Source organism: Pseudomonas sp. FP603, from assembly GCF_030687415.1.
GTDB lineage: Bacteria > Pseudomonadota > Gammaproteobacteria > Pseudomonadales > Pseudomonadaceae > Aquipseudomonas > Aquipseudomonas wuhanensis.
Genome location: NZ_CP117431.1, coordinates 1029156 through 1051649 on the forward strand (window position 1 = coordinate 1029156; position 22494 = coordinate 1051649).

Consider the following 22494-nt stretch of genomic DNA (forward strand, 5'->3'; position numbering starts at 1 on the left):
CGATACTCTCGACGGTCTCAGTTCACAGCGGACGTCGCTTCGACATGACGCGGCAAAGTCACCCGGATACGGGTGCCGCGTTGGCTTTGAACATCAGCCGGGCTGTCGATGGTGATTTGTCCATAATGCTCTTCAACGATGGAATAGACCAGTGCAAGGCCCAGACCGGTGCCTTCACCAGGATCCTTGGTGGTGAAGAAAGGTTCGAACAATCGGTCCATGATGCTCGAGGGAATACCACTGCCTTCGTCTTCGACGATCAGATCGACCGTGTGTTCGCCGGCTTCGCTTTTGACTCGCACCGCACTGCCCGGAGGCGAGGCGTCGCGGGCGTTTGAGAGCAGATTGATCAATACTTGGGCAAGCCGCTGCGGGTCACCTTCGACCCAGTGATCGGGGTCGCACAGGTTGTAGAACTGAACTTCGAAATTGCGCCGGTTCAAGGCCAGCAGGCCTATGGCATCCTGCGCCACTTCCGCCAGACAGACGGGCTCGTCACTGTGCTGATAACTGCCCGCGTGGGCGAAGCTCATCAGCGACTGAACGATGCGTGACACGCGTTTGGTCTGCTCGAGGATCTGCCCGCTGATCTCCGTGAGTTCGGCGTCTTCCTCGCGCTCTTCGCGCAGGTTTTGCGCGAGACAGGCAATGCCGGTGATCGGGTTGCCGATTTCATGAGCCACGCCGGCCGCCAGTCGACCAATGCTGGCCAGGCGCTCGGAATGCACCAGTTTGTCTTCGAGCATCTGGGTTTCGGTCAAATCTTCCACCAGCAGCACCAGGCCGCTGTTACCCGGCGCCAGCGGTTCATCGATCGCCGCTTTGTGCAGGTTCAGCCAGCGAGTCTGACCGTCGAGGGCCAAGTGCTGCTTGTGCAAGTGCTCGTCTGGCAGATTGATGAAGCCTTGCAGCAACTCTTTCCACGGATCGGCAATGGTGCTCAGGCGCGAACCGACCACACGCTGCGCGGCAATCCCGGTCAGCTCCTCCATGGCTTTGTTCCACATGAGGATTTCCTGATCCTTGGCCAGCGAGCACACGCCCATCGGCAATTCCTGCAGAGTCTGGCGGTGGTAGCGACGCAAGGCATCGAGTTCGGCGGCAAGACCGGTGAGGCGCGAGTGGTAATCCTCGAGGCGACTTTCGATGAAGTGGATGTCTTCGGTAACGTAGTTTTCGCCGCCGGCCTTGTAGGGCAGGAAGGTTTCGACCATGTCCTGCGCGACGCTCGGCCCCATCAGGCCAGACAGGTTGGCTTCGATACGGTCGCGCAAACGGCGCAAGGCATAAGGCCGGCGTTCATCGAACGGCAGATAGAGGTCACGCAGTGCCTGTTCGACTTCTTTCTGCGCAGCCTTGGCACCCAATGGTTTTGCAAGCTGTGTGGCAAATTCCTGGGGTGAGGCGGCATGCAGTTCGCGGCGTTGCGGGCGGCGAACGTTGTCCACCGCGCAGGCTTCGGCGGCGCTCGCCTCTTCGGGGCTGGCGTTGGTGAACAAGGAGATCAGTGTGAACATCAGCACGTTGGCGGCCAGCGAAGCGATTGCTGCCATGTGCCAACTGGTGTCGTCCAGCACGTAAATCATGTTCAACAGCGGAATGTAGAAGCCTTGCAGGTTGCCGACCAGCGGCAGCAGCATGGTCACCAGCCACACCAGAATCCCCGCCAATAGACCTGCGATGAAGCCGCGGCGGTTGGCGGTCGGCCAGTACAGCACTGACAAAACCCCCGGCAGGAACTGCAGCGTGGCGACGAAGGCGACGATGCCGAGGTTGGCCAGGTCCTGTTCGGCGCCCAGCATCAGGTAGAAACCGTAACCGGCCATGATGATCGCGACGATCAGCGCCCGGCGGGTCCATTTCAGCCAACGGTAGATATTGCCTTCGGCCGGCGGCTGATAGAGCGGCAGCACCAAATGGTTCAGCGCCATCCCGGACAGCGCCAGCGTAGTAACGATGATCAGCCCGCTGGCCGCCGACAATCCACCGACATACGCCAACAGCGCCAGGGCTTTGCTGTTGGCGGCGATGCCGATGCCCAGGGTGAAGTATTCCGGATTGGTCGTGGCGCCGAGTTTCAGCCCGGCCCAGAGAATCAGCGGCACCGCGAGGCTCATCAACAGCAGAAACAGCGGTAAACCCCAGCTCGCACTGACCAGCGAGCGCGGGTTGAGGTTTTCGGTAAAGGTCATGTGGTACATGTGCGGCATCACGATCGCCGAGGCGAAGAACACCAGCAACAGCGTGCGCCACGGGCCTTCCTGCAATGGCGTGTGCAAAGCAGCGAGGGCGGTCTGATTTTGCAGCAGCCACAGTTCCAGCTGTTGCGGGCCGTCGAACACGCCATACAGTGCATACAGGCCAACGCCGCCAAGCGCGATCAGTTTGATCACCGACTCGAAGGCGATCGCAAACACCAGGCCTTCATGTTTCTCGCGGGTGGCGATGTGGCGTGAGCCGAAGAAAATCGTGAACAGCGTAATCAGTGCGCAGAAGCTCAGGGCCACGCGATGCTGCACCGGCTCGCGGGTGAGGATGCTGATGGAGTCGGCCACTGCCTGAATCTGCAACGCCAGCAACGGCAGCACGCCGATCAGCATGAAAATGGTCGTCAGTGCTCCGGCCCAGGTGCTACGGAAACGAAACGCGAACAAGTCGGCCAGGGACGAGAGTTGATAAGTGCGGGTGATTTTCAGGATCGGGTACAAAAGCACCGGCGCCAGCAGAAAGGCCCCGGAAACCCCGAGGTAGCTGGACAGGAAGCCGTAGCCGTACTGATAAGCGAGGCCCACCGTGCCGTAAAACGCCCAGGCACTGGCGTAGACGCCCAGCGACAGGGTGTATGTCAGCGGATGGCGAATGATCGCCCGGGGGATCATGCCCCGTTCGCTGATCCAGGCCACGCCGAACAGCACCGCCAGGTACGCGGCGCTGATCAGGATCATCTGGGTCAGGCTAAAGCTCATCGGCATCTTTTTGGCTCTGCAGGATGAAGGTCACGACAATCAGAATCAGCCAGAGCAAATAAGGGCGATACCAGGCGCCCGTGGCGTCGATCCACCAATCCATGATGGCCGGGGAGAACAGATAAATCCCCACTACCAGGAGCAGGACCAAGCGATAGATGTACATCCCGGCCTCTCTTTTTTATGCGCGTGCCCGAAAACGTGCGGCGATGGTAACGGATGGGCGCGCCACTGCAAGTGGCATCACTGCAGTTGCGCTTCGGGCAATGTCAGTGTGCGCGGGATCAGCGATGCATCCCAGTGGACAATGCCCCAGTTCTGCACTTCCCGTGGCGTGGCGTCATTCAGCTCGGTCGCAGGCTTGTGCCCCAGTGCCCGCAGTGCGCGCAGCAACAGCGGCGTGGCCTGATCTTCGGCCAGCGGCGGCGAGCGATAGGATTTGCCGAGTTTGTGGCCGTCCGGCTGGGTAATCAGCGGGATGTGCAGATAGCGCGGTTGCGGCAGGCCCAGCAGTTCTTGCAGATAGAGCTGGCGTGGCGTGGAATCCAGCAAATCGGCGCCGCGCACGATATCGGTGATGCCTTGCCAGGCGTCGTCCAGTACCACCGCCAATTGATAGGCGTAGAGCCCGTCGCGACGGCGGATCACGAAATCACCGACTTCCCGACCGAGATGTTGACGGAATTCGCCCTGCACCCGGTCGATGAAGTGGTATTCCAGTTCCGGTACGCGCAGGCGAATCGCCGCGTTCTCGGTGCCGTGCCCCGCGTTGCGGCAGAAACCGGGATAGATGCCGTGATACGGCTCCAATTGTTTTCGCGAACAAGTACAGGCGTAGGCCAGGCCCTGATTGAACAGGCGATTGATGACTTCGTCATAGGCAGCGTGCCGTTCGCTCTGTCGGACCATATCGCCATCCCACTCGAAACCGTAACTTTCCAACGCTTTGAGGATCGCTGTCTGAGCGCCGGGTTCTTCGCGCGGCGGGTCGAGATCCTCCATGCGCACCAGCCAGCGGCCGCCGACCGAACGGGCGTCGAGGTAGGAGGCCAGCGCTGCGACCAGCGAACCGAAATGCAAGTGGCCACTGGGCGTAGGGGCGAAACGCCCGATGTAGGCGGGGGAGGCGATGGTGGTCATAAGGGTGACGTCAGGCTGTTCATCGTTTTGAGCATGGCTTGAAGCCGCCTTCGCGAGCAAGCTCAGCTCCTACAGGAAATTGCGCCAGCCTTTTGTAGGAGTGAAGCTTGCTCGCGAAGGCGATTTTAAAAACGCAACAAATCAGCAATGTCAGAAACAAAAAACGGAGCGTTCGCACGCTCCGTTCTTCGTTCAAGTCGCAAAGAGTTACTTGCCGACTTGCTTTTCCTTGATTTCCGCCAGGGTCTTGCAGTCAACGCACATGTCGGCGGTAGGGCGGGCTTCCAGTCGCTTGACGCCGATTTCGACGCCGCAGGACTCGCACCAGCCGTATTCTTCGTCTTCGATCAATTGCAGGGTTTTGTCGATTTTCTTGATCAGCTTGCGCTCTCGGTCGCGGGCGCGCAATTCGAGGCTGAATTCCTCTTCCTGGCTGGCACGATCTGCCGGATCAGGGAAGTTGGCCGCTTCGTCTTTCATGTGATCAACAGTACGGTCGACTTCCTGCATCAAGTCCTGTTTCCACTTGTTCAGGATCTTGGTGAAGTGAGCGCGCATGGGCTTGCCCATGTACTCTTCGCCCTTCACTTCTTTGTAGGGTTCGAAGCCGCTGATCGACTGGTTCTGTTGTTGCTTTGCTTGGGTGGGCATGAAATGGACCGCCTCTACTCTTGTAATCCATTGCGCAGGATTGCTCCATCACCGACACCTGCCGGCCCTGCGGCTGCAAGCGGGCGAACTTACCAGATCAAATCGGGCCGCGCTACTCCCGGATGTCGAGCCCGCGGCCCGTGGGCCTTGCAAAAGATTGCAAAGCCTTGCCTGGTGGCTCTGGAGACCTGATCAATTATTGATTTTAGTCAAACCTGGAGCATACGCTTGAACTGTTTGAGACCAGCGTTATATGGGCTCTGACCGCTTTAGGTTCTCGCTCGTTCCTGCGCTTGGGTAGAATCGATTCTTTTCCCCGTTGTAAGGAAGGCTAATGGCTCTGTCCTACAGTGCGCGCAGTCGCGCTATCGAACCGTTTCACGTCATGGCCCTGCTGGCGCGGGCCAACGAGCTGCAAGCGGCCGGCCACGACGTGATCCACCTGGAAATCGGCGAGCCGGACTTCACCACCGCCGAGCCGATCATCCAGGCCGGCCAGGCCGCGCTGACGGCGGGGAAGACCCGTTACACCGCTGCTCGCGGCATTCCCGAGCTGCGTGAAGCCATTTCAGGGTTTTATCAGCAGCGTTATGGGCTGAACATCGATCCGCAGCGCATCCTCATCACCCCCGGCGGTTCAGGGGCGTTGCTGTTGGCCAGCGCCTTGCTGGTTGACCCAGGCAAGCATTGGCTGCTCGCCGATCCGGGTTATCCGTGCAACCGGCACTTCCTGCGGCTGGTGGAAGGCGCGGCGCAACTGGTGCCGGTCGGCCCGGACGTGCGTTATCAGCTGACCCCTGACCTGGTCGCACGTCACTGGGATCACGACAGCGTCGGCGCCCTGGTGGCATCTCCGGCCAATCCGACCGGGACCATCCTGACTCGCGACGAGTTGGCCGGGCTCTCTGCAGCGATCAAGGCCCGTCACGGCCATTTGGTGGTCGACGAGATCTACCATGGCCTGACGTACGGCACGGATGCGGCCAGCGTGCTGGAAGTCGATAACAGCGCCTTCGTCCTCAATAGTTTTTCCAAGTATTTCGGCATGACCGGCTGGCGCCTCGGTTGGCTGGTAGCACCTGAGGCGGCGGTCGGTGAGCTGGAGAAGCTCGCCCAAAACCTCTACATCAGTGCGCCGAGCATGGCCCAGCACGCCGCATTGGCCTGCTTCGAACCCGCCACCATCCAGATTTTCGAAGAGCGCCGCGCCGAGTTCGGCCGACGTCGTGATTTCCTGCTGCCGGCCCTGAGGGAGTTGGGCTTCGGTATCGCCGTGGAGCCGGAAGGCGCGTTCTACTTGTACGCCGATATCAGCAAGTTCGGCGGCGATGCCTTCGCATTCTGCCGGCATTTCCTCGAAACCGAGCATGTCGCGATCACTCCGGGCCTGGATTTCGGGCGTTATCAGGCCGGGCATCATGTGCGGTTTGCCTACACCCAAAGTCTTCCACGTTTGCAGGAAGCGGTTGAGCGCATCGCTCGCGGATTGCGGAGCTGGCAAGGCTGATGCGTTTTTATCCTCCCCTCGAAGAAGGTCGCTTGATTCGTCGCTACAAACGTTTTCTTGCCGATATCGAAACCGTTAGCGGCGAGTTGCTGACCATTCACTGTCCTAACACCGGTTCGATGCTTAATTGCCAGGTCGAAGGCGGACAGGTCTGGTTCAGTCGTTCCAACGACCCCAAACGTAAGTTGCCCGGCACCTGGGAAGTCGGGGAAACCCCGCAGGGACGGTTGTTCTGCGTAAACACCGGGCGCGCCAACGGTTTGATCGAGGAGGCGTTGCGGGCCAATGTCATCACCGAGCTGAACGGCTTTACCGAACTGAAGCGCGAAGTGGCCTACGGTCAGGAAAGCAGTCGCATCGATTTCCGTCTCGATTACCCGAGCGGGCCAGCGTATGTAGAAGTCAAAAGCGTTACCCTGGGCTTCGATGGCTCGTTGGTGGCGGCGTTTCCCGATGCGGTGACCCAGCGCGGGGCCAAGCATTTGCGGGAGTTGGCGCATTTGGCCCGGGACGGGATTCGTGCCGTGCAGTTGTATTGCGTGAACCTGACCGGCATCGACTCCGTGCGTCCTGCTGAAGAAATCGATTCGGCCTACGCGGCGGCGTTACGTGAAGCGGTGGCATGTGGGGTCGAAGTGCTGGCGTATGGCGTGCACTTGACCCACGAAGAGATGGTGGTGGATAGGCGGCTGGATGTTTTGTTGAACGGTTAAAGCGTGACCCAGATCCCTTGCTCGTCTTCGCGGCAGGGGATGATGGTCAGGGATTGCCCGGCGCATGGGCCGGCAACGCATTCGCCGTCTTCGATCAGAAACAGTGCGCCGTGAGTGGCGCACTGGATCAGGCTGTTGCTGGGGTCGAGAAACTGGTCGGGCTTCCATTCCAGTCCGACGCCTCGGTGCGGGCAGCGATTTTCATACACGTACACCCGACCGCCCCGGCGCACGGCCAGAAGCTTCTGACCGTCGACGTCGAAACCGCGACTGCTGGCGTCAGCCAATTCGGCGCCTGTGCAAAGAAGCTTCATGTCTATCCTCAAGTCCCGCAGCTCGTGACCAGATATGTCCAAGCTTGACGTTCAAATGCAAACAATTATCAAATGGCCGCTCACCCACAGGGCGATTGCCGGATGCCGAGGATACTTGGCCTGTCCTCTCGATGCCCGGGAAAACCTTTAAAGGAAGCTGTTTATGCGCCTGAGTACCCGAGTTGCTGTGCTCTGTGTCGGACTGTTCATCAGTCACCAAGCCTCGGCAGCCGAGTTGCCGCAACGTTGGGTCAGTGCTGGTGGTGCCTTGTCGGAATGGGTCAGTGCACTGGGTGGTGAGTCGAAACTGGTGGGTGTCGATACCACCAGTCAGCACCCCGAATCGCTGAAGGCTCTGCCGAGCATCGGCTATCAACGGCAACTCTCGGCAGAGGGGGTTCTGAGTCTGCGCCCGCAGATCCTGGTGGGCACCGAAGAAATGGGGCCGCCACCGGTACTTTCACAGATTCGCAGCGCGGGCGTTCAGGTCGAACTGTTCTCGGCCCAGCCAGATTTGGTGACATTGCGGGGCAATTTGCAGCATCTGGGCAAATTGCTGGGGGCTGAAGATCGGGCTTCGCAAGTGTTTCTGACTTATCAACAGCAACTCGATCAGCAACAAGCCCGGGTCAGTCAGGCACAACTCAAACACAAAGCACCGGGCGTATTGCTGCTGTTGGGGCACGCGGGCGGAAAACCGTTGATTGCCGGTAAAGACACCGCCGCCGATTGGTTGCTGCAACACGCCGGTGGCCACAATCTGGCAACCCATACTGGCTACAAACCGTTTTCTGTCGAGTCCCTGGCCAGTCTCAATCCCGAAGTGCTGGTATTTGCCGACCGAGCACTGACGGGCGATGCGGCGCGTGCGGCGTTGTTCAAGGAGAATCCGATCCTCTCGTCCACCCGAGCGGCCAAGGACGGGCGAGTCATGGAGCTGGACCCGACTTTGTTGGTGGGGGGGCTGGGGCCAAGGTTGCCGGAAAGTCTGACCAAGCTGTCTGACGCGTTCTATCCTGGTACGTCCGGCCAATGATCCTTCTGGTTAAACCCCGTGCATTATTCATTGGCCTGAGCCTGCTTTGCTTGCTGGCGATCTGGTTGTCGCTGGCGTTGGGGCCGGTGAGCTTGCCGTTGTTCGACACCTTGCGCGCGGCGTTGCGACTGATTGGTTTACCCATCGCGCCCGACGGGTTGGAGCAGGCCGAGCTGATCCTCGGGCAGATTCGCTTGCCACGAACCTTGCTGGGCTTGGCAGTGGGCGGCGTGCTGGCGCTGTCCGGCGTGGCGATGCAGGGCTTGTTTCGCAACCCTCTGGCCGATCCGGGATTGGTCGGGGTCTCCAGTGGTGCGGCATTGGGCGCAGCCATCGCGATTGTCGGCGGTTCGGTGTTCGGCGGTCTGCCTGAATCCTTCGGGCCTTATCTGTTGTCGGTGTGCGCGTTTCTCGGTGGGCTGGGTGTAACGGCGCTGGTCTATCGATTGGGGAGACGCAATGGCCAGACCAACGTCGCCACCATGTTGCTGGCCGGTATTGCATTGACTGCCCTGGCCGGTTCGGCGGTAGGGTTATTCACCTATCTGGCGGATGACGCGACCCTGCGCACCCTGACGTTCTGGAACCTGGGTAGCCTGAACGGCGCCAGTTATTCGCGACTTTGGCCGTTGCTGCTGGTGAGCACCGGTGTGGCGCTATGGTTGCCGCGTCGAGCGAAGGCCTTGAATGCATTGTTGCTGGGGGAGTCGGAAGCCGGTCACCTGGGTATCGACGTCGAAGGCCTCAAGCGCGAACTGGTGTTTTGCACGGCGCTGGGCGTCGGTGCGGCGGTAGCGGCAGCAGGGATGATCGGGTTTGTCGGCCTGGTGGTGCCGCATCTGGTACGGCTGCTGGCCGGTCCCGATCATCGGGTGTTGTTGCCGGCGTCGGTATTGGCAGGGGCCAGTCTCTTGCTGTTCGCCGATCTGGTGGCGCGACTGGCCCTGGCACCAGCCGAGTTGCCGATCGGGATCGTCACAGCCTTCATCGGCGCACCGTTCTTTCTGTATCTACTGGTCAGAGGGCGTGCTTGATGTTGCGAACGCAGAATCTGCAAATCCGGCGCGGTCGAAAGATTGTTCTCACGGACATCACCCTTGAACTCAAGCCGGGCGAAGTCCTCGGCGTGTTGGGCCCCAACGGTGCCGGTAAAAGCACCTTACTCGGCGCCTTGTGCGGTGAATTGCATGCCGACCACGGCAGTGTCTGGCTTGATGAGCGCGAGCTGAGTCATTGGGCCGGGGCGCAGCGAGCCCAGCGTTTGGCGGTGTTGCCACAGGTGTCGACCCTGGACTTTGCCTTTCGCGTCGAAGACGTGGTCGGCATGGGCCGTCTGCCTTATCAAAGCGGCCGGGTCCGGGATGACGAGATCGTCGCCGCCGCGCTGCACGCGGCGGATGCGCGGCACCTGAGTGGCCGCAGCTATCTGGCATTGTCCGGCGGCGAGCGTCAGCGGGTGCATCTGGCACGGGTGCTGGCGCAACTGTGGCCGGGGGAGGCGGGGCAAACGTTGTTGCTCGATGAACCGACATCGATGCTCGACCCGCTGCATCAACACACTACTCTGCAAGCGGTGCGCGAGTTCGCTGATCGTGGCGCTGCGGTGCTGGTGATCCTGCATGATCTGAATCTGGCGGCACGCTATTGTGATCGCCTGTTACTGCTCGAAGGTGGGCGTCCGGTGGCACTGGACACTCCGGAGCAGGTGCTGCGCCCGGAACCGCTTAAGGCTGTGTTCGGGCTGGAAGTACTGGTGCAGCCGCACCCGGAGCGTGGGCATCCGCTGATCATCGCCCGCTGAGCATTTCATCGAGGTGAAAACATGCGTGTGATGGTGATACTGGCTGTGCTGTTACTGAGTGCCTGTCAGCATGTATCGGTGCCGCCGCCGGTCAGTGGCGAGATCCGGGAACTGCGCAGCGGTCAAACCCTGACAGCGCAGGAATTGCTTGTACGGTTAGCCAAGCCTTCGCGGTTGATCATCGGCGAGCAGCATGACAACCGTGATCACCATCAACTGCAATTGTGGTTGTTACAGGCGCTGGGTGATCAGCGGCCCCAAGGCAGTCTGCTGCTGGAAATGCTCACGCCAGATCAACAAGTGCGCGTCGATCACGCTAGGCACTCTTCACCGCTACCAACTGACTTGCCCAATGCATTGGCCTGGCAACCGGGTTGGGACTGGAATCTGTATGGGCCGATCGTTGGTTTTGCCCTGACTCAGCCGTACCCGTTGCTGGCGGCCAATCTGGATACGCTTGAAGTCCGTACTGTCTATGGCAAACCGCCGACATTGAGCGGTTCGCGCTCCAATGCCCCGATGGTTAAAGAGACGTTGCTGGCACAAATCAGCGATTCTCACTGCGGCTTGCTGCCCACATCGCAAATGCCCGCGATGCTGGCCGTCCAGCAGCAACGTGACCGGCGGATGGCCGGGCGATTAATGGCCGCACCGACGCCTTCACTGCTGTTTGCCGGCGCGTACCACGCACGCAAGGATGTCGGGGTGCCGATCCATGTGCAGGATTTAAGTGAGCACGAGGCGCCAACGGTATTGATGCTGGCAGAGCAGGGCGCTGAGATCACGCCGGCCATGGCCGATTACGTCTGGTATACGCCCGCCACGCCACCGCAGGATTACTGCGCGCAAATGCGTAGACAGTTCGGCAAGCAGTCAGGGCAGTAAAACCTGGCGAGTTTTCCACAGGCAAAAAAAGACCCGGCAAGAGCCGGGTCAAATAACCGTGATTAGCCTGATGAGGAGATAATCTGAGAGTCCGAACCAAGGGCTTTTCAGAATATCGACCAGTCTCGCGACCAGTTGTGATAATCATAGCGATTCTCATTACCAAGTCAACCGCTGATTCTTGATTTCTGTGAATCTCACCAGTTCCCTTGGTGAGGGCCCTGCAATCATTGGTCTTCAGGCTGTGTGCGTAAGCGTAATTACCCGTTCAAATCTTGTGGCGTGACGAGATGGCGTCCAGTTGTTTGTTCAAGGCTTCCTTACGTTCGGCGGGAATGTCGTTCCAGTGAACATCCATCAGTGCGCCTTCGATCGCATACAACAACACCTTGGAAGCCCGAAAACCGCGCGTGCGCACGGCCCGATAAGCATCCACAGCTCCCAGCCGACGCAAGTCCGATGCACTGTGGATGCCCACGGCATGCAGCCATTGCGCCGACGTCTTGCCAAGATTTTTCAGGTGTTGCAGTTCATCATTCATCAAGCCTCCTTGCGACAGCCGAACGGTGCGTGGGCGAGCCTCTCAGCAGTGTAGCCATCAGTAGGAAAAGCGTGATTGTTTGGTCGGTTTCGACGCAAAAGCTTCTAAGAAACGGGCTCAAGAAGCGGCGTGAAAAGGCTGCGAGTGCAGTCGGTAGACGGGCGGAGGATTGAGTTTCAGGGTAGAAAAAAAGTACAGAGTCCAGCGCAAAGCAGGGGCGCCGGACCTGGTAGAAACGTCGCTTTTAGCGGGTGCGATAACGCAGTCGCGTACCGAAATTCATCGACATCAGAATCTCATCGGCACTCAGCTCTGGCGGAAAGTAGGCGCCGGATATCTGCGCGTGGGCCAGGCTCGCCCCTTCCAGGGACGAGTTGCGAAAGTCGATGCCGCGCAAGTCGGCAGAGCGGAAATAGGCATCTGTGAAGTCGACGCCGTCGGCGTTCAGTTCACGCAGATCGAGACCACGAAAGTCGCCACCGACCATGTCGATAGGTCCATCTTTCGGGCGTTCATTATTAAAGCCTGTAATGTCGTCTTTGTGCAGCAAGGCGTAAAGCGGGGTGTCGAGAAGTTTCGGCTGGCTCATGTCGCATCACCTGATGGTTTTATGACGCCAGTATAGTGCCACTATTTGACAGCCGTGAAGCCGGTGAGGGCTTCACGGTTGAAATAGTTTTTTACAGGCCTGGCAGGCGTTGGCGAATCTGCGCAACGACGGTATCGAGCGTGCCACTTTCATTGGTCTGGACGCGTTTGCTGCACAGAATTTCTGCCGGCGTCAGGGCCTCGCGGCTGGCTTGCTGGGCGGCGATAACGGTCAGGTTTGCGTCGGACGGATCGTTATTGTCTGCCTGACGTTGCTTCAACCAGCTTTCAATCACCGCTTGCGGCGCGTCGCAATCGAGGATCAGGAACGGCGCACCCGTGGCTTCGGCGATTTTCGCCGCGCCGTCGCGCTGGTCGCGCTTGAGGTACGTGGCATCGATCACCACCGGGAAACCGGCATGCAAAATTACCCCGGCAATTTCATGCAGACGGCTGTAAGTAGCGGCGTTGGCGTCGGCACTATAAATGCCGGCCTGCAGGTCGTTCGGTACGGTTTGTTCGCCGAACATACGCTTGCGCTCGACATCGGAACGCAAACGAATGGCGCCCAGCGCTTCCACCAGGCGCATGGCCACGTGACTCTTGCCGACGGCGGAAACACCGTGGGTAATCGCCAGGAAGCGCGAAGGAATGGTGCTGTAGCTTTCCGCCAGGTTGGCGTAGTTGCGGTACTGACGCAGGGTGGTGGCGCGCTGCACCGGATCGGCCTCGGCCGGCATGCTGAACAGGCTGACCTTGGCGCGAACCAGTGCGCGGTAGGCTTTGTAGAAATTCAGCAGCTCAAGGCCCTGATAGTCGCCGGTCAGTTCCAGGTATTGGCTGATGAAACGACGCGCCAGGCTCTTCAGGCCACGGTCTTCCAGGTCCATTGCCAGGAAGCCGGTGTCGGCGTAAACGTCGGTGAAGCGGAACGGTTCGTTGAACTCGATGCAGTCGAAGATCACCACGTTGCCGTCGATCACGGTGGCGTTGCCCAAGTGAATGTCACCGTGGCATTCACGAATGAAACCGTCGGCCTTGCGCTGGGCGAACAGCGGCTTGAGGCGTTCGAAGCTGCTTTCGGCCCAGGCTTGCAGTGCATCGAGTTGCAGCAGATCGGCCTTGTCGCTGAGGAACGGACGGATCTGTTCGAAGTTCTGCCGTACCGGCGCCATGACGCTGTCCGGCGTGCCGGCTTCGTGTTCGGCAGGCACTTTCGGGGCGCTGAGGTGGAATTGAGCAATCTGCGCGGCCATCTCGTCGATGTGCGTGGTGGTCAATTCGCCGTTGGCTTGCAAGGTGCTGAGCAATTGGCTTTGTGGGAACTGACGCATTTTCAGGGCGTAATCGACGACTGGACCTTCGCCGCCCAGTTGCGGTGCCTCGGCGCTGCCAGTGATCGGCAACACTTCAAGATACAAATCATGGGTCAGGCGCTGGTTCAGGCGCAGCTCTTCAGCGCAGAAATGCTCGCGAGCCTCGAGGTTGGTGAAGTCGAGGAAGCCGAAATTCACTGGCTTCTTCACTTTATAAGCGTAGGGGCCGGTGAGCAGCACCCAGGAAATATGGGTTTCGATGACCTGAAACCCTTCTACGGGATGCGGGTAGAGGGCCGGGTTTTGCAGGGCAGCGATCAGGGACTGGCTCACAGGCGATCCTTCAGAGTCTGGGGAAAATTCAAGGCCGCCATTATGGCCGCAAGTCCGCCCGACGCAAACCTCAGCGGGCTTCTGTTGAGTATGAATAAAGTGCGTATAATCCGCCGCCATGACTCGTACTCGATCCCCCCGCACACCCCCAAAAAACCACCTTCCAAGGGCATGCGCCCCTGGCTGGGCTGGGCCCTTAAACTCAGCCTGGTCGGCCTTGTGGTGCTCGCCGGGTTCGCGGTTTACCTCGACGCCGTGGTCCAGGAGAAGTTCTCTGGCAAGCGCTGGACCATCCCGGCCAAGGTGTACGCGCGCCCGCTTGAGCTGTTCACTGGCCAGAAGCTGAGCAAGGAAGACTTCCTCACCGAGCTCGATGCCTTGGGTTACCGACGCGAAGCCGTCAGCAACGGCCCCGCCCGGCGCGGCGGCAGTCAATGGCAATATCGTCGACTTGAATACCCGAGGCTTCCAGTTCTATGAAGGCATGGAGCAGGCCCAGCCCGTGCGTGTGCGCTTCTCCGGCGATTACGTGGCCGAGCTTTCGGCGACCAACGGTTCGAAGCTTTCTGTGGTGCGACTGGAACCGCTGCTGATTGGCGGGATTTATCCGAAAAACCTTGAAGACCGCATCCTGATCAAAATCGATCAGGTTCCGCCGTATCTGCTCGAAACCCTGATTGCCGTAGAAGACCGGGACTTCTACGGCCACTGGGGCGTGTCGCCGAAGTCGATTGTCCGAGCCATCTACGTCAATACCTCGGGCGGCAAGATGACCCAGGGCGGCAGTACGCTGACGCAACAGTTGGTCAAGAACTTCTATCTCACCAGCGAACGCAGCCTGACCCGTAAGCTCACCGAAGCCATGATGGCGATGTTGCTTGAGCTGCATTATGACAAGCGCGAAATTCTTGAGGCTTACCTCAATGAAGTGTTCGTCGGCCAGGATGGTCAGCGCGCGGTGCACGGTTTCGGCCTGGCCAGCCAGTTCTTCTTCGGACAGCCATTGTCCGAGCTGAAACTGCATCAAGTCGCTTTGTTGGTGGGCATGGTCAAGGGGCCGTCCTATTACAATCCGCGTCGCAACCCTGAGCGGGCGCTGGAGCGGCGCAATCTGGTGCTCGATGTTCTGGGGGAACAAGGCGTTGCCACCGCCGAGCAGGTTCAGGCGGCGAAGAAAATGCCACTGGGTGTGACCACTCGCGGCAAGTTGGCCGATAGCTCGTTCCCGGGCTTCCTCGACCTGGTTAAACGTCAGTTGCGCGAAGACTACCGCGACGAAGACTTGACCGAAGAGGGACTGCGGATTTTTACCAGTTTCGACCCGATCCTGCAGATGAAAGCCGAAGCGTCGGTCAACGATACGTTCAAGCGCCTGGCCGGGCGCAAGGGTTCCGATGAGGTTGAGGCGGCCATGGTCGTGACCAACCCGGAAACCGGAGAAGTCCAGGCGATGATCGGCAGCCGTCAGGCGGGTTTTGCCGGTTTCAACCGGGCGCTGGACGCGGTACGACCGATCGGCTCGTTGATCAAACCAGCGGTTTATCTGACAGCCCTTGAGAAGCCGAGCCAGTACACGCTGACCAGTTGGCTGTCGGACGACTACTTCTCGGTCAAAGGCGCGGACGGTCAGGTCTGGAAACCACAGAACTATGATCGCCGTTCCCACGGCACGGTGTTCCTGTATCAAGGGTTGGCGCATTCCTACAACCTGTCGACCGCGCGTCTCGGCTTGGCGGTGGGCGTGCCGAATGTCTTGAAGACCCTGGCGCGTCTGGGGGTGAGTCGCGAGTTCCCGGCGTTTCCGTCGATGTTGCTGGGTGCCGGCGGCTTGACCCCGATTGAAGTGGCGACCATGTACCAGACGCTGGCCAATGGCGGGTTCAACACGCCGATGCGCGGGATTCGCAGCGTACTGACTGCCGAGGGCGAGCCGCTCAAGCGTTATCCGTTCCAGATTCAGCAGCAATTCGATCCGGCGTCCATTTACCTGGTTCAGAACGCCATGCAACGGGTCATGCGTGAAGGCACCGGCAGTTCGGTTTATAACGTGTTGCCGAAAACCCTGACCCTCGCCGGCAAGACCGGCACCAGTAACGATTCGCGGGACAGCTGGTTCGCCGGTTTCAGTCAGGATCTGCTGGCAGTGGTCTGGCTGGGGCGCGATGATAACGGCAAGACGCCATTCACCGGTGCTACCGGTGCGTTGCAGGTCTGGACCAGTTTCATGCGCAAGGCCGATCCGTTGCCGCTGGACATGCCGCAGCCGGACAACATTGTTCAGGCCTGGGTCGACTCGCGTACCGGGCAAGGTTCTGAAGGCAGCTGCCCAGGCGCCGTGCAAATGCCGTATATTCGCGGCAGCGAACCGCCTCCCGGTCCCGCTTGCGGTGGCGAAAACCCTGCTGAGTCGGTGATGGATTGGGTCAAGGGCTGGATGAATTAAGCAAAGAGGATTTGAAGTGAACAAGTGGTTGATTCCGGCGGTAACTGCCGTGGCTTTGCTCAGTGGTTGCTCCACCGTGCAGCGTGGTTCGATCCCGGTTGTGGATTCCGGCACCGCCGTCTCCAACAGCGAACGGATTTCGGCGAATGGCGGTTTCCGGCAGTCGACGGTGAAACGTCCTGTGCAAGGCCAGACTCAGGCAATCCCGCAAGGTGATACTGGCGTTGTGGTGATGGTGCCGGGTGGTGGCGCCGTTTCCTCGGCACCGATCAGCACCTCGCCAATTACCCCAGGCCCGATCACTCCGGGGCCGATCGATACCTCGCCGGTCCAGTCGGCACCGATCAATCAGGGCAGCTACAGCATGCCATCGACGTCGAGCGGGATTCCTTCGGCGAGCTCCGGCAGCCTGTCTGCCGATGAGCAACTGGACGGCCCGGTCCTGGCGTTGTTGACCACTGCCCAGCAGCAACAGGCCAGCGGCGACCTTAATGGCGCGTCTTCCAGTCTCGAGCGCGCCCAGCGTGTCGCGCCGCGTGAGCCGCAAGTGCTTTATCGTCTGGCCCAGGTGCGTATGGCCCAAGGCGATGCGGCACAGGCCGAGCAATTCGCTCGTCGTGGTTTGACATTCGCCAGTGGTCGTCCAGCCCTTCAGGCCAGTCTGTGGGAGTTGATCGCCCAGGCTCGTGAGAAGCAGGGTGACTCCGCCGGTGCTGCGTTGGCTCGTCAGAAGGCCAAGGTTTCGCTGTGATGGATGCGCGCTTTCCGAAGATTGCCGAGCAGTTGCTGTTGATCGAACGCGAACTGCGTGTCCAGGGCTGGTGGGACGAAGTTCCGCCGTCCGCTGAAGCGCTATCCAGTGTTGAGCCATTTTCGGTGGATACGCTGGATTTCGAGCAATGGCTGCAATGGATTTTCCTGCCGCGGATGAAGACCATCCTTGAACAGGATCTGCCGCTGCCCAATGCATCGGGGATTCAGGAGATGGCCGAAATGGTCTTCGCCTCCCGCAACGTCCAGGGCAAGGATCGGCAGCTTCAGGTCTTGCTCAAAGAGTTTGATCTGCTGATCACCGCCTCTCGCTGAATCGAAACTGCCAGGACCTACTGGCAGTTTTTCGCAATCTGTTTCTGTGCTTCGGTGATGCGCTCCTGACGTTGCTGGTCGGTCAGGCGGCGCATCTCACCTTCGACGTCCTCTCGTAGTCGCGGATTATTCTGCAGCTGAGCCAAGTTCGTTCGAGCCTGCTCGCAGAATATTTTTAGCTGGGCTTGCTGCTCGGCGACCTGCTTTTTCACTTTGTTGTCGATGGCCCGTTGATCGCCTATGACGTTGCTGCGCGTTGGCGTGTCCGGTTTGCCGACGGGCGGAGCGGGCGTTACCACGAGAGTGGACTCCTGGCCTGTGGGCGGTTGCGCATCGAAATGGGTGACGCCCTGGGCATCGACCCATTTATAGATCTGACCCGCCATGCACAAAGGGCTAAGGCTGATCAACAAGCCGGCGGTGAAGAAGAACGTTCGCATGCCATTTCCTTGTCATGAGTGCGCAATTGAAGCTAACACAGTTGCGGTTTAAAGGTTTTTTCTTGCGTTCTCATGCGCTTAGTTCGAATAAAGCACATTGACGGCTTGACTTGCGATGGGCGAAACAGAAGAATCCAAAGTCCGCTGTAGAGGGACTGCCAGAAGCAGACCCACTCGGTAGATCATGAGGCGCACATCCGCGCCGACCTGTTACACCCGCAACGCGTTACCTCGCGCTGGGTGGGAAAGGCCCGCAACACTTGGGACGATCCCAATACTTGCTCAGTCAGTGCTGACGTAGTCGGCGACCACCGTCGCTCATGCTCTGCCGAGAAGTAAACCTATTAAGACCCGTCCTCTTTGTATGTGGGCGGTATTCTGGCGTTTTAGAGGTGAACAACGTGGAGCTTTTATCTGGCGGTGAGATGCTCGTCCGCTTTTTGCGTGACGAAGGCGTCAAATATATCTACGGGTACCCGGGTGGTGCTCTTCTTCATGTCTATGATGCCCTGTTCAAAGAACCGGAAGTGACTCACATCCTGGTTCGTCACGAGCAGGCTGCGACCCATATGGCTGACGGTTATGCCCGTGCCACCGGTAAAGCCGGTGTGGTACTGGTAACTTCCGGCCCGGGCGCAACCAACGCCATCACCGGTATTGCCACGGCCTACATGGACTCCATTCCGATGGTGATCATTTCCGGCCAGGTGCCTAGCACCATGGTGGGCACCGATGCGTTCCAGGAAACCGACATGATCGGTATCTCCCGGCCGATCGTGAAGCACAGCTTCATGATCAAGCATGCGTCGGAAATCCCGGAAGTCATGAAGAAAGCGTTCTACCTGGCGCAATCCGGTCGTCCTGGTCCGGTCGTTGTCGATATCCCGAAAGACATGACCAACCCGGCCGAGAAGTTCGAATACATCTTCCCGAAAAAAGCCAAGCTGCGTTCCTACAGCCCGGCCGTTCGCGGTCACTCCGGGCAAATCCGCAAGGCAGCCGAAATGCTCCTGGCGGCCAAGCGCCCTGTGTTGTATTCGGGCGGCGGCGTGATTCTCGGTGGTGGCTCCGCGCCGCTGACCGAACTGGCGAAGATGCTCAACCTGCCAGTGACCAATACCCTGATGGGTTTGGGTGCCTACCCTGGCACCGACCGTCAGTTCATTGGCATGCTCGGCATGCACGGCAGCTACACCGCCAACCTGGCGATGCATCATGCCGATGTGATCCTTGCAGTCGGCGCGCGCTTCGACGATCGCGTGATCAACGGCCCGGCCAAGTTCTGTCCGAATGCCAAGATCATTCACATCGACATCGACCCGGCCTCGATCTCCAAGACCATCAAGGCAGACGTGCCTATCGTCGGTCCGGTCGAAAGTGTCCTGACCGAAATGGTCGCGATCCTCAAGGAAATCGGCGAGACCCCGAACAAGGAGTCCGTTGCCAGCTGGTGGAAGCAAGTCGATGAGTGGCGCGGTGACCGCGGCCTGTTCCCTTACGACAAGGGCGACGGCAGCGTGATCAAGCCGCAGACCGTGATCGAAACCCTATGCGAAGTGACCAAGGGCGACGCCTTTGTGACCTCCGATGTGGGCCAGCACCAAATGTTCGCCGCGCAGTACTACACCTTCAACAAGCCGAACCGCTGGATCAACTCCGGTGGCCTGGGCACCATGGGCTTCGGTTTTCCGGCGGCCATGGGCATCAAGCTGAGCTTCCCGGATGATGACGTCGCCTGCGTAACGGGCGAGGGCAGCATCCAGATGAACATTCAGGAACTGTCGACCTGCCTGCAATACGGTTTGCCGGTGAAGATCGTCATTCTGAATAACGGTGTACTGGGTATGGTGCGCCAGTGGCAGGACATGAGTTATGGCAGCCGCCACTCGCACTCCTATATGGAATCGTTGCCCGACTTCGTCAAGCTGGCCGAGGCCTATGGTCACGTTGGCGTGCGCATCACCGAATCGAAAGATTTGAAGTCGAAGATGGAAGAGGCGTTCGCCATGAAAGATCGCCTGGTGGTTATCGATATTTCGGTCGACACCAGCGAGCACGTCTACCCGATGCAGATCAAAGACGGCTCCATGCGCGATATGTGGCTGAGCAAGACGGAGCGTACTTAATCATGCGGCACATTATTTCCTTGCTTCTGGAAAACGAACCGGGCGCTCTGTCTCGTGTAGTCGGCCTGTTCTCGCAGCGCAACTACAACATCGAAAGCCTGACCGTGGCACCAACCGAAGACCCGACCCTGTCGCGTCTGACGTTGACCACGGTCGGCCATGATGAAGTCATCGAGCAAATCACCAAGAACCTGAACAAGCTGATCGAAGTGGTAAAACTGGTCGACCTGTCGGAGAGTGCTCACATCGAGCGCGAACTGATGCTGGTCAAGGTCAAGGCCACCGGCGCCCAGCGCGCCGAGATCAAGCGCACCACCGATATTTATCGTGGGCAGATCGTTGATGTCAGCGCTAGCGTGTATACCGTTCAATTGACCGGTACCAGCGATAAGCTCGACAGCTTCATTCAATCGATCGGCACTGCCTCGATTCTGGAAACCGTACGCAGTGGCGTCACCGGGATTGCCCGCGGCGACAAAGTACTGAGCATCTAAACCAAATTAGCGAATGGCCTGAACGGCCAGGATATAGAGGGGAAATTCATGAAAGTTTTCTACGATAAAGACTGCGACCTGTCGATCATCCAGGGCAAGAAAGTTGCCATCATCGGTTACGGCTCCCAAGGCCACGCTCAAGCGTGCAACCTGAAAGACTCCGGCGTTGACGTTACTGTTGGTCTGCGTAAAGGTTCGGCCACTGTTGCCAAGGCCGAAGCCCACGGCCTGAAAGTGACTGACGTTGCTTCCGCTGTAGCAGCTGCCGACCTGGTCATGATCCTGACCCCGGACGAGTTCCAGTCTGCCCTGTACAAGAACGAAATCGAGCCGAACATCAAAAAAGGCGCCACCCTGGCCTTCTCCCACGGTTTCGCGATTCACTACAACCAGGTTGTGCCACGTGCTGACCTCGACGTGATCATGATCGCGCCGAAAGCTCCGGGCCACACCGTGCGTTCCGAGTTCGTCAAAGGCGGCGGTATCCCTGACCTGATCGCTATCTACCAGGATGCTTCGGGCAACGCCAAAAATGTTGCACTGTCCTACGCCGCTGGCGTTGGTGGCGGTCGTACCGGCATCATCGAAACCACCTTCAAGGACGAGACCGAAACCGACCTGTTCGGCGAACAAGCCGTTCTGTGCGGCGGTACCGTTGAGCTGGTAAAAGCCGGTTTCGAAACCCTGGTTGAAGCTGGCTACGCGCCGGAAATGGCCTACTTCGAATGCCTGCACGAACTGAAGCTGATCGTTGACCTCATGTACGAAGGCGGTATCGCCAACATGAACTACTCGATCTCCAACAACGCCGAGTACGGCGAGTACGTGACCGGTCCGGAAGTGATCAACGCCGAATCCCGTCAGGCCATGCGCAACGCCCTGAAACGTATTCAGGACGGCGAGTACGCCAAGATGTTCATCAGCGAAGGCGCCACCGGCTATCCTTCGATGACCGCCAAGCGTCGTAACAACGCCGCTCACGGTATCGAAATCATCGGTGAGCAACTGCGCTCCATGATGCCTTGGATCGGTGCCAACAAGATCGTCGACAAAGCCAAGAACTAAGTCCCGAGCTTGTACGGAAAACGCGGCCTAGGCCGCGTTTTTTCGTTTGGATCCGCCGGTTCTGGTATAAAGCTGCATTGTTTGTGGCCGAACCGTCGTCCCAGACACCTGTCGAAACTTTCCACCCCGTTGCAAGGTAAATGTCCATGAGCGAACGTCCCGAAGAGCCAAAGCAGGCTTCTGACGCCGAAAGCCTTCTGCCCATCGATGAACACATCGAAGAAGGGCATGACGCTGAAGGTCGTAAAGTCCGGCATCGTGGTATCTATCTTCTGCCGAATCTGTTCACCACTGCGAACCTCTTCGCAGGGTTCTATTCCATCATCAACTCGATGAGCGCCCAGAGTGCCTTGAGTGCCGGTGATGCCATCGGCGCGAGCAAGTATTTTGCGTTTGCCGCGATCGCGATTTTCGTCGCCATGGTGCTCGACGGCCTTGATGGTCGTGTTGCCCGCATGACCAATACCCAAAGCGCCTTCGGTGCCGAGTACGACTCGCTGTCGGACATGGTTGCCTTTGGTGTCGCGCCGGCCTTGCTGGCATTCGGCTGGGCCTTGGGCGATATGGGCAAGGTCGGCTGGATGGTTGCCTTCATCTATGTGGCGGGGGCGGCGTTGCGCCTGGCGCGCTTCAACACGCAGGTCGGCACCGCCGACAAGCGCTACTTCATTGGTCTGGCCAGCCCGGCCGCGGCCGGTGTGGTCGCGGGCATTGTCTGGGCATTCAGCGATTACGGCATCCAGGGTTCCAAGATGTCGTTTCTGGTTGCACTAATGGTTGCCGCCGCTGGCATGCTGATGGTCAGTAACATCAAGTACAACAGCTTCAAGGAACTGGACTTGAAAGGGCGCGTTCCTTTTGTCGCGATCCTCGCAGTGGTATTGGTATTCGCCGTTGTGTTCAGTGATCCGCCGCGCATCCTGCTGCTGGTTTTCCTTGCCTATGCGGCTTCCGGGCCGGTGCAGTATCTGCTGCGCCTTCGTCGGCACAAAAAAGCCGAGTGATGTAATTTCCCTCATACTCCGCAGTCTATGGGTGCATCTGTCCTC

21 protein-coding genes and 1 pseudogene are annotated in these 22494 nt (G+C 59.1%); 13 read left to right on the top strand and 9 right to left on the bottom strand.

Annotated elements, in window-relative coordinates:
* Positions 1-17 precede the first annotated feature (17 nt).
* From PSH65_RS04850 to dksA, 4 genes are all read right to left on the bottom strand, one after another.
* Complete coding sequence (locus tag PSH65_RS04850; protein ID WP_305425162.1) at positions 18-2972, bottom strand: sensor histidine kinase; 2955 nt, start codon at positions 2970-2972, stop codon at positions 18-20.
* A complete protein-coding gene (locus PSH65_RS04855; protein WP_003176118.1) occupies positions 2956-3132 on the bottom strand; it encodes a hypothetical protein in 177 nt (58 codons plus the stop codon). The genes PSH65_RS04850 and PSH65_RS04855 overlap by 17 nt, the downstream gene beginning before the upstream one ends.
* Before the next feature lie 77 nt (positions 3133-3209).
* Positions 3210-4106: a tRNA glutamyl-Q(34) synthetase GluQRS gene (gluQRS, locus tag PSH65_RS04860; protein WP_305426940.1), complete on the bottom strand. Its 897-nt coding sequence runs from the start codon at positions 4104-4106 to the stop codon at positions 3210-3212.
* 207 nt (positions 4107-4313) lie between these two features.
* A complete protein-coding gene (gene dksA, locus PSH65_RS04865) occupies positions 4314-4757 on the bottom strand; it encodes an RNA polymerase-binding protein DksA (protein ID WP_030130357.1) in 444 nt (147 codons plus the stop codon).
* A 334-nt stretch (positions 4758-5091) separates the two neighbouring features.
* On the opposite strand from dksA, the gene PSH65_RS04870 reads away from it, so the two are divergent.
* Both PSH65_RS04870 and sfsA read left to right on the top strand, forming a co-directional pair.
* A complete protein-coding gene (locus PSH65_RS04870; protein WP_305425163.1) occupies positions 5092-6264 on the top strand; it encodes a pyridoxal phosphate-dependent aminotransferase in 1173 nt (390 codons plus the stop codon).
* Complete coding sequence (sfsA, locus tag PSH65_RS04875) at positions 6264-6977, top strand: DNA/RNA nuclease SfsA (RefSeq protein WP_305425165.1); 714 nt, start codon at positions 6264-6266, stop codon at positions 6975-6977. The genes PSH65_RS04870 and sfsA overlap by 1 nt, the downstream gene beginning before the upstream one ends.
* Here the strand turns inward: sfsA and PSH65_RS04880 are convergent.
* Positions 6974-7291, bottom strand: a complete 318-nt coding sequence (locus PSH65_RS04880; protein ID WP_305425166.1) for a Rieske (2Fe-2S) protein — start codon at positions 7289-7291, stop codon at positions 6974-6976. The two genes, sfsA and PSH65_RS04880, sit on opposite strands and share 4 nt — an antisense overlap.
* Before the next feature lie 163 nt (positions 7292-7454).
* On the opposite strand from PSH65_RS04880, the gene PSH65_RS04885 reads away from it, so the two are divergent.
* The 4 genes from PSH65_RS04885 to PSH65_RS04900 are packed head-to-tail and all read left to right on the top strand — an operon-like array spanning position 7455 to position 11013.
* A complete protein-coding gene (locus PSH65_RS04885) occupies positions 7455-8327 on the top strand; it encodes a hemin ABC transporter substrate-binding protein (RefSeq protein WP_305425167.1) in 873 nt (290 codons plus the stop codon).
* A gap of 50 nt (positions 8328-8377) precedes the next feature.
* Complete coding sequence (locus tag PSH65_RS04890) at positions 8378-9361, top strand: iron ABC transporter permease (RefSeq protein WP_217858697.1); 984 nt, start codon at positions 8378-8380, stop codon at positions 9359-9361.
* Positions 9361-10128 (top strand): heme ABC transporter ATP-binding protein, encoded by a 768-nt coding sequence (locus PSH65_RS04895; RefSeq protein WP_305425168.1) that lies wholly within the window; start codon positions 9361-9363, stop codon positions 10126-10128. The genes PSH65_RS04890 and PSH65_RS04895 overlap by 1 nt, the downstream gene beginning before the upstream one ends.
* A gap of 21 nt (positions 10129-10149) precedes the next feature.
* Positions 10150-11013 (top strand): ChaN family lipoprotein, encoded by an 864-nt coding sequence (locus tag PSH65_RS04900; RefSeq protein ID WP_305425169.1) that lies wholly within the window; start codon positions 10150-10152, stop codon positions 11011-11013.
* Between the two features lie 268 nt (positions 11014-11281).
* Here PSH65_RS04900 and PSH65_RS04905 read toward each other — a convergent pair whose 3' ends face one another.
* The 3 genes from PSH65_RS04905 to PSH65_RS04915 form a co-directional block, all read right to left on the bottom strand.
* Entirely contained in the window at positions 11282-11554 is a 273-nt protein-coding gene (locus tag PSH65_RS04905) for a TfoX/Sxy family protein (protein WP_007902045.1), read from the bottom strand.
* Between the two features lie 244 nt (positions 11555-11798).
* Positions 11799-12143, bottom strand: a complete 345-nt coding sequence (locus tag PSH65_RS04910; RefSeq protein WP_052967693.1) for a pentapeptide repeat-containing protein — start codon at positions 12141-12143, stop codon at positions 11799-11801.
* A 91-nt stretch (positions 12144-12234) separates the two neighbouring features.
* Positions 12235-13791 carry a bifunctional aminoglycoside phosphotransferase/ATP-binding protein gene (locus PSH65_RS04915; protein ID WP_305425170.1) on the bottom strand — a complete coding sequence of 519 codons (1557 nt, stop codon included), beginning with the start codon at positions 13789-13791 and terminating at the stop codon, positions 12235-12237.
* Between the two features lie 118 nt (positions 13792-13909).
* Between PSH65_RS04915 and mrcB the strand changes: the two are divergent.
* The 3 genes and pseudogenes from mrcB to PSH65_RS04930 all read left to right on the top strand — a co-directional run bounded on the left by mrcB (position 13910) and on the right by PSH65_RS04930 (position 17320).
* A pseudogene (gene mrcB / locus PSH65_RS04920) lies at positions 13910-16234 on the top strand (penicillin-binding protein 1B).
* Between the two features lie 16 nt (positions 16235-16250).
* Positions 16251-16985, top strand: coding sequence for a M48 family metallopeptidase (locus tag PSH65_RS04925; protein WP_305425171.1), 735 nt, complete (start codon positions 16251-16253; stop codon positions 16983-16985).
* Positions 16985-17320, top strand: a complete 336-nt coding sequence (locus tag PSH65_RS04930) for a YqcC family protein (protein WP_305425172.1) — start codon at positions 16985-16987, stop codon at positions 17318-17320. The genes PSH65_RS04925 and PSH65_RS04930 overlap by 1 nt, the downstream gene beginning before the upstream one ends.
* 17 nt (positions 17321-17337) lie before the next feature.
* Here PSH65_RS04930 and PSH65_RS04935 read toward each other — a convergent pair whose 3' ends face one another.
* Complete coding sequence (locus tag PSH65_RS04935) at positions 17338-17760, bottom strand: DUF4124 domain-containing protein (protein ID WP_305425173.1); 423 nt, start codon at positions 17758-17760, stop codon at positions 17338-17340.
* Positions 17761-18161: 401 nt separating this feature from the next.
* On the opposite strand from PSH65_RS04935, the gene PSH65_RS04940 reads away from it, so the two are divergent.
* The 4 genes from PSH65_RS04940 (at position 18162) to pssA (ending at position 22449) form a co-directional block, all read left to right on the top strand.
* On the top strand, positions 18162-19886 hold the full coding sequence (locus PSH65_RS04940; RefSeq protein ID WP_123497228.1) for an acetolactate synthase 3 large subunit: 1725 nt from the start codon (positions 18162-18164) through the stop codon (positions 19884-19886).
* A gap of 2 nt (positions 19887-19888) precedes the next feature.
* Positions 19889-20380: an acetolactate synthase small subunit gene (gene ilvN / locus PSH65_RS04945; protein ID WP_003176102.1), complete on the top strand. Its 492-nt coding sequence runs from the start codon at positions 19889-19891 to the stop codon at positions 20378-20380.
* A 48-nt stretch (positions 20381-20428) separates the two neighbouring features.
* Entirely contained in the window at positions 20429-21445 is a 1017-nt protein-coding gene (gene ilvC, locus PSH65_RS04950) for a ketol-acid reductoisomerase (protein WP_003185459.1), read from the top strand.
* A 146-nt stretch (positions 21446-21591) separates the two neighbouring features.
* Positions 21592-22449, top strand: coding sequence for a CDP-diacylglycerol--serine O-phosphatidyltransferase (gene pssA / locus PSH65_RS04955; protein ID WP_008006914.1), 858 nt, complete (start codon positions 21592-21594; stop codon positions 22447-22449).
* Positions 22450-22494: the final 45 nt, after the last annotated feature.

Bases quoted from the DNA above. Each gene is read 5' to 3' on its own strand.
- PSH65_RS04850 (WP_305425162.1), bottom strand. From the start codon at position 2,972: ATGCCGATGAGCTTTAGCCTGACCCAGATGATCCTGATCAGCGCCGCG.
- PSH65_RS04855 (WP_003176118.1), bottom strand. From the start codon at position 3,132: ATGTACATCTATCGCTTGGTCCTGCTCCTGGTAGTGGGGATTTATCTG.
- gluQRS (WP_305426940.1), bottom strand. From the start codon at position 4,106: ATGACCACCATCGCCTCCCCCGCCTACATCGGGCGTTTCGCCCCTACG.
- dksA (WP_030130357.1), bottom strand. From the start codon at position 4,757: ATGCCCACCCAAGCAAAGCAACAACAGAACCAGTCGATCAGCGGCTTC.
- PSH65_RS04870 (WP_305425163.1), top strand. From the start codon at position 5,092: ATGGCTCTGTCCTACAGTGCGCGCAGTCGCGCTATCGAACCGTTTCAC.
- sfsA (WP_305425165.1), top strand. From the start codon at position 6,264: ATGCGTTTTTATCCTCCCCTCGAAGAAGGTCGCTTGATTCGTCGCTAC.
- PSH65_RS04880 (WP_305425166.1), bottom strand. From the start codon at position 7,291: ATGAAGCTTCTTTGCACAGGCGCCGAATTGGCTGACGCCAGCAGTCGC.
- PSH65_RS04885 (WP_305425167.1), top strand. From the start codon at position 7,455: ATGCGCCTGAGTACCCGAGTTGCTGTGCTCTGTGTCGGACTGTTCATC.
- PSH65_RS04895 (WP_305425168.1), top strand. From the start codon at position 9,361: ATGTTGCGAACGCAGAATCTGCAAATCCGGCGCGGTCGAAAGATTGTT.
- PSH65_RS04900 (WP_305425169.1), top strand. From the start codon at position 10,150: ATGCGTGTGATGGTGATACTGGCTGTGCTGTTACTGAGTGCCTGTCAG.
- PSH65_RS04905 (WP_007902045.1), bottom strand. From the start codon at position 11,554: ATGAATGATGAACTGCAACACCTGAAAAATCTTGGCAAGACGTCGGCG.
- PSH65_RS04910 (WP_052967693.1), bottom strand. From the start codon at position 12,143: ATGAGCCAGCCGAAACTTCTCGACACCCCGCTTTACGCCTTGCTGCAC.
- PSH65_RS04930 (WP_305425172.1), top strand. From the start codon at position 16,985: ATGGATGCGCGCTTTCCGAAGATTGCCGAGCAGTTGCTGTTGATCGAA.
- PSH65_RS04935 (WP_305425173.1), bottom strand. From the start codon at position 17,760: ATGCGAACGTTCTTCTTCACCGCCGGCTTGTTGATCAGCCTTAGCCCT.
- ilvN (WP_003176102.1), top strand. From the start codon at position 19,889: ATGCGGCACATTATTTCCTTGCTTCTGGAAAACGAACCGGGCGCTCTG.
- ilvC (WP_003185459.1), top strand. From the start codon at position 20,429: ATGAAAGTTTTCTACGATAAAGACTGCGACCTGTCGATCATCCAGGGC.
- pssA (WP_008006914.1), top strand. From the start codon at position 21,592: ATGAGCGAACGTCCCGAAGAGCCAAAGCAGGCTTCTGACGCCGAAAGC.